The sequence below is a fragment of the Streptomyces sp. NPDC003300 genome, from assembly GCF_040610915.1.
Taxonomy (GTDB): domain Bacteria; phylum Actinomycetota; class Actinomycetes; order Streptomycetales; family Streptomycetaceae; genus Actinacidiphila.
This window is the reverse complement of sequence record NZ_JBEXNE010000001.1, coordinates 640,177-647,739: the sequence shown is the minus strand read 5'-3', so window position 1 is coordinate 647,739 and position 7,563 is coordinate 640,177. Positions and strand designations below refer to the sequence as shown.

The 7,563-nt window shown below is 73.5% G+C and carries 5 protein-coding genes, 1 rRNA gene and 1 pseudogene; 3 read left to right on the top strand and 4 right to left on the bottom strand.

What is annotated here, in order from left to right; all coding sequences use genetic code 11:
• The first annotated feature begins 141 nt into the window (after nt 1-141).
• A 5S ribosomal RNA gene (rrf, locus tag ABZX65_RS02520) occupies nt 142-258 on the top strand.
• Nucleotides 259-359: 101 nt separating this feature from the next.
• Here the strand turns inward: rrf and ABZX65_RS02515 are convergent.
• Nucleotides 360-1,706 carry a hypothetical protein gene (locus ABZX65_RS02515; RefSeq protein ID WP_355333548.1) on the bottom strand — a complete coding sequence of 449 codons (1,347 nt, stop codon included), beginning with the start codon at nt 1,704-1,706 and terminating at the stop codon, nt 360-362.
• Here ABZX65_RS02515 and ABZX65_RS02510 point away from each other — a divergent pair.
• Nucleotides 1,677-2,363, top strand: a pseudogene (locus ABZX65_RS02510) (hypothetical protein); the annotation flags it as partial. The gene ABZX65_RS02515 and the pseudogene ABZX65_RS02510 overlap by 30 nt on opposite strands.
• A gap of 508 nt (nt 2,364-2,871) precedes the next feature.
• Here the strand turns inward: ABZX65_RS02510 and ABZX65_RS02505 are convergent.
• Nucleotides 2,872-4,149: a DUF1015 domain-containing protein gene (locus ABZX65_RS02505; RefSeq protein WP_355333546.1), complete on the bottom strand. Its 1,278-nt coding sequence runs from the start codon at nt 4,147-4,149 to the stop codon at nt 2,872-2,874.
• Between the two features lie 75 nt (nt 4,150-4,224).
• On the opposite strand from ABZX65_RS02505, the gene ABZX65_RS02500 reads away from it, so the two are divergent.
• Nucleotides 4,225-5,244, top strand: coding sequence for an HAD-IIA family hydrolase (locus ABZX65_RS02500; protein WP_355333544.1), 1,020 nt, complete (start codon nt 4,225-4,227; stop codon nt 5,242-5,244).
• A gap of 188 nt (nt 5,245-5,432) precedes the next feature.
• On the opposite strand, the gene ABZX65_RS02495 is transcribed toward ABZX65_RS02500, so the two are convergent.
• Both ABZX65_RS02495 and ABZX65_RS02490 read right to left on the bottom strand, forming a co-directional pair.
• The gene (locus ABZX65_RS02495) at nt 5,433-6,323 is read right to left on the bottom strand and encodes a siderophore-interacting protein (protein WP_355333542.1); all 891 of its coding nucleotides are present in this window, start codon (nt 6,321-6,323) and stop codon (nt 5,433-5,435) included.
• Nucleotides 6,324-6,327: 4 nt separating this feature from the next.
• Nucleotides 6,328-7,371 (bottom strand): ABC transporter substrate-binding protein, encoded by a 1,044-nt coding sequence (locus ABZX65_RS02490; protein ID WP_355333539.1) that lies wholly within the window; start codon nt 7,369-7,371, stop codon nt 6,328-6,330.
• Nucleotides 7,372-7,563 lie beyond the last annotated feature (192 nt).

The window sequence follows — 7,563 nt, the reverse complement described above, 5'->3', positions numbered from 1 at the left end:
CCCTGTGAGGGGTGGAGCTGACTGGTACTAATAGGCCGAGGGCTTGTCCATTGTTGCTCGCGTTCACTGTGTGGTTCTGAAACAACCAGCCCACCACCATGCCCCCTTCACCGGGGGTGTGGGGTGTGTGTTTCATGGTGTTTCGGTGGTCATAGCGTTAGGGAAACGCCCGGTTACATTCCGAACCCGGAAGCTAAGCCTTTCAGCGCCGATGGTACTGCAGGGGGGACCCTGTGGGAGAGTAGGACACCGCCGAACAATCTTTATGGACCCTCGGTCCTGGCCTAAGCGCTGGGACCGGGGGTCTTTTTTCGTTGTTCTTCGGTGCGCGTCCTCTCCGTCATGGCGAGAGACTCGCACTACAGCAGTACGATCCGACAGGAGTCACGTCGATGCCCAACTCGCCTGAAGACCGGCCCGAGCGTCCCGAACGCCGGGACTCGCGCCCGAACGGCGGCGGCGACCGCGGGGGTTACCGCAGCAGCGGTCCGCGGCGGGACGGTGACCGTCCCACCGGCGGCTTCCGTCGCGACGATCGACGTGACGACCGTCCGCGGGGCCCGCGCCGCGAAGACGACCGTGGCGGCTACCGCCCGCGCGACGACCGCCGCGACAGTGGTGGCCGTCCTCCGGCCGGCGGCGGCTACCGCCCCCGTGACGACCGCCCCCGTGACGACCGTCCGCGCCAGGACCGCCCCCGTGACGACCGCTCCGGCGGTGGCGGCGGTGGCTTCCGCCCGCGTGACGACCGGCCTCGTTTTGACCGTCCGCGTGAGGACCGTCCCGGCGGTGGCGGTGGTTTCCGTCGTGACGACCGTCCGCGTGACGACCGGCGTGACGACCGTCCCCGTGGCCCGCGCCGTGAGGACGACCGCGGCGGCTACCGCCCGCGCGACGACCGTCCCAGGGATGACCGGCCCCGTCAGGACCGGCCCGGTGGCGGTGGCGGTGGCTTCCGCCCGCGCGATGACCGGCCTCGTTTTGACCGTCCGCGTGAGGACCGTCCCGGCGGTGGTGGCGGTTTCCGTCGTGACGACCGTCCGCGTGACGACCGGCGCGACGACCGTCCCCGTGGCCCGCGCCGTGAGGACGACCGCGGCGGCTACCGCCCCCGCGACGACCGTCCCAGGGACGACCGCCCGCGCCAGGACCGCCCCCGCGACGACCGCTCCGGCGGTGGCGGCGGTGGCTTCCGCCCGCGTGACGACCGGCCTCGTTTTGACCGCCCGCGCGAGGACCGTCCCCGTGACGACAGGCCCCGTGACGACCGCCCCCGCTTCGACAGGCCCCGTGACGACCGGCGCGACGACCGGTCCGGCGGCGGCTTCCGTCCCCGTGAGGACCGGCCGCGCTACGACCGCCCGCGTGACGACCGCCCCGGTGGCGGCGGTGGCGGGTTCCGCAGGGACGACAGGCCCCGCGACGACCGTCCCCGTTTCGACGGCCCGCGTGACGACCGCCCGCGCGGTCCGCGCCGCGACGACGACCGTCCCCGTTTCGACCGGCCCCGCGACGACCGCCGCGATGACCGCCGTGACGACCGTCCGCGTGGCCCGCGTCGGGACGACGACCGGGACCGTGGCGGCCAGGGGCGTCGCCCCGTGGTCGAGGGCCGCGGCCGGTTCGAGAACCGGGGCAGGGACGACCGCCGTGAGGAGCGGGAGCCCGTCCGCAGGCTGCCGATCCCTGACGAGGTCACCGGCCACGAGATCGACCCGAGCGTGCGCCAGGAGCTGATGAGCCTGCCGAAGACGCTCGCGGAGGACGTGGCGCGCAACCTCGTCATGGTGGCCCGGCTGCTGGACGAGGAGCCCGAGCAGGCGTACGCGTACTCGCGCGTCGCGCTGCGTCTCGCGTCCCGCGTCGCGGCCGTCAGGGAAGCGGCGGGCTTCGCGTCGTACGCCAGTGAGCGGTACGCCGAGGCGCTGGCCGAATTCCGGGCGACCCGGCGGATGACCGGCACCGTCGACCTGTGGCCGGTGATGGCGGACTGCGAGCGCGGTCTCGGCCGTCCGGAGCGCGCGCTGGAGATGGCGGGCGCCCCCGAGGTGCACAAGCTGGACAAGGCCGGCCAGGTCGAGATGCGCCTGGTCGCGGCCGGGGCCCGGCAGGACATGGGCCAGGACGAGGCCGCGGTGGTCACCCTCCAGAGCTCCGAGTTGGCGTCCAACGCCGTGCACCCGTGGACCGCCCGCCTGCGGTACGCCTACGCGGACGCGCTGCTGCGCGTCGGCCGTGAGCGCGAGGGCCGCGACTGGTTCGCGAAGGCGCTCGAAGCCGACCACAACGGCACCACCGACGCCTCCGACCGCCTCGCCCAGCTCGACGGCGTGGAATTCGTCGACGCCATCGACGAGGACGACGCGGCCGAGTCCGAGTCCGAGCCCCAGCGGCCGGACACGGCGGACGAGGCGGCGGACGACGAGCACGACGCCGACGACACGGACGACGACGTTTCGGACGAGGACGTCTCCGACGAGGACGACGACGAGACCTCCGAGACCTCCGAGGAGCCCGTCGGCGGTACCGACGAGTCCGCGCAGGACGAGGACGACTCGGACGACGAGGACGACGACGAAAGCGCCCACGACGCAGAGGGCTCCGACGACGCCGAGAAGGCCGAGCAGAAGGCCGAGGCGGCCGACGGAGCCGCCCCGTCCTCCTTCCTCGACTCGCCGTTCCGCGAGCCCGCCGCCCACGGCGAGCCGAAGAGCGACGACGAGCACTGACACCCGCACGCGTCCCACGTGAAAGGGCGGCACCCGCACACCGCGGGTGCCGCCCTTTCGTATGCCCGGCTACGACCCGGCCGCGCCTCGACTCCGCCCCGCCTCCGCCGCGCCTCCGCCACGACCCGGACGAGGCGCCGGATCAGCCGAGTCCGACGCTGCGCATCACCAGTCCGCTCGCCGGTTTCGGGCCGAAGGACGTGGACTTGCGAGGCATGGTCACGCCCTGGCGGGCGAGGTCGCGGACGACGTCCTCGTGCACCGGGTGCATGAGGACGGCCGTGCCGTGCAGCCGTTCCGCGAGGCCGACGGCGGCGGCCGTGTCGTGGATGTAGCGAATGTCCTCGGGGGAGTCGGGGACCTTCCAGACGTCGTCGAGCAGCAGGCTGTGCAGGACGGCGGCGTCCAGGCGGCGCCAGCGCGCGGGGCGGTCGGCCGGTACGCCGCGCTCGATGGCCGCCGGGTCGGGCCGGTCCAGCAGGTGGAAGCCGCCGTCGCCCGCGAGCAGGAAGGCGTTGCCGTCGTCCGCCGCCTGCGCCAGCGCGTCGAGCGCGCCGTCCAGCGAAGGACCGGGCAGCGGCCGTACGCGGAAGCTGGTGCGGGCGGCCTCCAGCGCGTCGGCCAGCGGCAGCCGCGGCAGGACGCGGTGGATGGCGCGTACCCGCAGCGGGTAGCGGGCGGTGTCGACCAGCAGGACGAGGCCGTAGTCCCAGGGGGTGCCGGGGCGGTGGGCCGACTGGAGCAGCCGGTAGGTCGCCCAGCGGTGGTGGCCGTCGGCGATCAGGGCCTGGTGGGACGCGAGATCGGCCTCGACAGCCGCGTGGTCGGCGGGGTCGGTGAGCGCCCACAGCCGGTGCCGTACCCCGTCCTCGGTGACCGTGGCCAGCAGCGGCTCGGCGTCGGCGGCGGTGCGGTCGATGACGGCGGCCGTCGCGTCGCCCTGGCGGTAGGACAGCAGCAGCGGCTCCAGATTGGCGCCGGTCGCGCGCATCAGGGCCGCGCGGTCGGCGACCGGGCCGGGCATGACGTCCTCGTGCGGCAGGACGACGCCGTCCTCCGGCGGTGTGAGCCGCAGTGCGCCGATCACCCCGCGCTGGAGGTGGTCGCCGTCGCGCTGTTCGTAGACGTAGAGGGCGGGCAGCGGGTCGGCGGCGAGGACGCCCTCGTCGAGCCAGGCGGTGAGGGTCCTGGCGGCCTTGCCGTGCCGGGCGGCCGGTGTCTCGGCCTCGGGGAGGATGAGCCGGACGACGTTGTGCGGGTCGGCCGTCTCCAACCGCCGCTGGCCGTCGGGGCGTACGACGACGTCGTACGGCGGTGAGGTCACCGCGGCCAGGCTGCCGACGCGCTGTCGTACGTAGCGGAGCCCGCGGAAGGGCTTCAGACGCAGGCCGTGCTCGCCGTTGAGTCCGGAGTTGGTCATCAGCGCATGCTATGTCCGGGGCGGCCATGAGGGATGATCGGGGTCATCGACGACACCCCGAGGAGCGAGCCCGTCATGACCCACCGGACCAGTCCGAACGGCACCGAAGGACCGCTGGACACGGCGTACGACACGGCGCTCCTCGACCTCGACGGGGTCGTGTACGCGGGCGGTGACGCCATCGCGCACGCGGTCGAGTCGCTGGCCGCGGCGAGCGGGCACGGGATGCGCCTGGCCTACGTGACGAACAACGCCTCGCGTACGCCGCAGGCCGTCGCGGAGCACCTCACAGACCTCGGGGTGCCCGCGGAGGCCGACGAGGTGATCACCTCGGCGCAGGCGGTGGCGCGGCTGATCGCCGATCAGGTGCCGGAGGGGGCGAAGGTGCTCGCGGTGGGCGGCGAGGGGCTGTTCGCGGCGCTGCGCGAGCGCGGGTTGCGGCCGGTGGAGTCGGCGGACGACGAGCCGGTGGCGGCCGTGCAGGGGTACGGGCCCGACCTGCGGTGGTCGCAGCTCGGGGAGATGGCGTACGCGGTGAACCGGGGCGTGCCATGGTTCGCGTCCAACACGGATCTGACGATTCCGAGCGCGCGCGGGATCGCGCCGGGGAACGGCGCGGCGGTGGAGGTCGTACGGATCGCGACCGGCGGTGAGCCGCAGGTCGCGGGGAAGCCGCTGCCGCCGATGCACCGCGAGACGGTGATCAGGACGGGGGCGAAGCGGCCCCTGGTGGTGGGGGACCGGCTCGACACGGACATCGAGGGCGCGTACGCAGGCGAGGTGGATTCGCTGCTCGTGCTGACCGGGGTGACGGACGCGTCCCACCTGCTCGCCGCCGAGCCGCGCCACCGTCCCACGTATGTCGCCGCCGACCTGCGCGGGCTGCTGGCCGCGCAGCCGGAGGTCACGGCGGCCGACGGCGGCTTCCGCTGCGGGGGTTGGACCGCCTCCGCCGCCTCGGACGCGCTCGTGCTCGACGGTGACGGCGACGCGCTCGACGGACTGCGCGCGCTGTGCGCCGCGGCCTGGACGTCGGCGGGCGACGGCACATGCGGCCTGGACGCGGACAAGGCACTGGCGCGGCTGGGCCTTTGAGCCCGGCTGGGACTTTGCGGCAGGCCGGGGCTCTGAGCCCGGCCGGGGCTCGGAGGCGGGCTCCATGATGCGGGCCCGGACCGGCACTTGAGCCCGGCTGACCCGCGCGGGCGCGTCTGACCGCGCCGCACCCGCCCGCCTGACGCGGTGCGCGCCATGCGGTGCGCGCCCCGTGGCGCGCGGCCGGGTCAGGCGTCCGCGTCCGCCGTGGCCTCGCTCTTCGCGCCCGCCTCGGCCTCGGCTTCGGCTTGTGCGACGGCCGCCGCCAGCAGGTCGTCCTCGGTGACGCCGTGCCGCCAGTAGCCGGTGAATTTGATCGCCTTGCGGTCGATGCCGCGGTCGTTGACCAGGTGGCGGCGGAGCGCGCGTGCCGAGGCGGCCTCGCCCGCGATCCAGGCGTAGGGGGTGCCGGAGGGCAGGTCCCCGGCGTCGCGGACGGCGGCCAGCAGCGCGGCGGTGCGGTCGGCGCCGGGGTGTTCCCGTACCAGCCAGGTGATGTCGGCGTCGGCGTCGGTGGTGAGCGGGATGCGGTCGTCGGGGTGGGCGACCTCGATCCACACCTTGACGGGCATGCCCGCGGGCAGCCACTCCAGGATGCTCGCCACGGCGGGCAGCGCGGTCTCGTCGGCGGTCAGCAGCACCCAGTCGGTACCGGCGGGCGGCTGGAAGTCGACGCCGCCGTTGTCCTCGCCTGCCGGGGCGAGGATGCTCACCGGGTCGCCGGGCTTGGCCTGTTGGGCCCAGCGGGAGGCGGGGCCGAGGTCGCCGTGCAGGGCGAAGTCGATGTCGAATTCCAGCGGGTCGCGGCGGACCGCGCGGATCGTGTACGTCCGCATGATGCCGCGGACGTCGGGGTCGAGGGCGCGCCAGTCGGCGTACCAGTCGGCGCCGAGCGGTTCCGGCAGCACCGGGCGGGTCTGGCCCCGCTGCGGCAGGAAGAGCTTGAAGCGCTGGTCCCGGCCGCCGCTCACGACGCCGGCCAGGTCGTCGCCGCCGAGCACGATCCGTACCAGAGTGGGCGACAGCCGCTCGGTGCGCAGGACGCGGGGGTGGAAGAAGAGGTAGGGCGCGGTGGACACGGCGTCAGCTCACCTTCTTCGCACCGGCGATGGCCTTGGTCAGCGCCTCGATCTGGGCGGCGCACTTGTCGTACGAGAAGATCGGCTCGCTCGGCCAGCCGATGACCTGTCCGGCCTTGACGGCGGCCAGTTGCGCCCAGGTGGGCTTGGCCGCCAGGTCCTTGGGCTGGAGGGTCGCGGTGCGGTTGTCGAGCATGATGATGTCGGGCTTGTACTTGTCGGCGTTCTCCCAGCTCAGCGTCTCGAAGAAGCCGCCTTCGACCTTGTCGGGGACGATGAAGTCGACGCCGAGGCTCTTGTAGTAGCTGAGGTCGGACGCGGAGGGCGGGGTGGAGACGTAGAAGGAGTCGGCGCTGCCGGAGGCGGCCATCACCTTGATGCCGCCGGACGCCTTGGCGGCGGCGCGCAGATCGGCGGACGCCTTCTCGAAGCGGGCCTTGGCGGCGGCGTTGGTGGTCGAGTCCATGTCCGCGCCCAGGGAGGCGGCGAGTTCGGCGTACCGCTGGAGCGGGGTGGTGATCGGGACGCCCTTGAGGCTGATGCCGACGCTGGGCGCGATGCCGAGGATCTTCTTGGCGCTCTCGTCCGGCACGTACCAGAGGGTCGGCGCCTCGTACATGTGGCTGATCAGCAGTTGGGGGGTGAGAGCCGCGTACTTCTCGATGTTGAACTCGCCCCAGGTGTTGCCGACCACGGTGAGCTTGCTGACGTCGAGGTCGCCCGCCTGGGCGTCGGCGCCGCCGCCCTTGACCGTGGTCGGGCCGAAGACGCCGACGCACTCGACGCCGTAGTCGTGCAGCGCGGCGGCGGCGCCGACGTAGGCGACCAGCTTGGCGGGGGTCTTGTCGAGCTTCACCGTGGTCTTGCGGTCGTCGGTGAAGGACCAGGGGCCCGCGGGGGTCTTGGCGCCGGAGTCCGCCGTGCCGCCGGAGTCGGCGCCCGAGTCCTTGGAGTCCTTGTCGGAGGAGCCGCCGCAAGCCGCGAGCAGGGCGCCGATACCGACGGAGCCGCCCACGGCGAGCACGCCGCGCCGCGACATTCCGGACATGGGTGAGAAACGAGGGGGATTCATCAAGACAGCCGCTCTGCTCGGAGTTGAGGTGGCCAGGTTAGGCTAACCTAATCACCGTGTTGGTCGATCGTCACTCCCCACCCGCTCCGGTCACCGGACAGCAGGTCGCCGGCCCACCGGCCGTCGAACGCCGCGGCAGCGTCGCGCGGGCGAACGCGAAACGCGCCG

Coding starts and splice junctions, on each gene's coding strand:
- ABZX65_RS02505 (WP_355333546.1), bottom strand. CDS start 4,149: ATGACCAACTCCGGACTCAACGGCGAGCACGGCCTGCGTCTGAAGCCC.
- ABZX65_RS02500 (WP_355333544.1), top strand. CDS start 4,225: ATGACCCACCGGACCAGTCCGAACGGCACCGAAGGACCGCTGGACACG.
- ABZX65_RS02490 (WP_355333539.1), bottom strand. CDS start 7,371: ATGTCCGGAATGTCGCGGCGCGGCGTGCTCGCCGTGGGCGGCTCCGTC.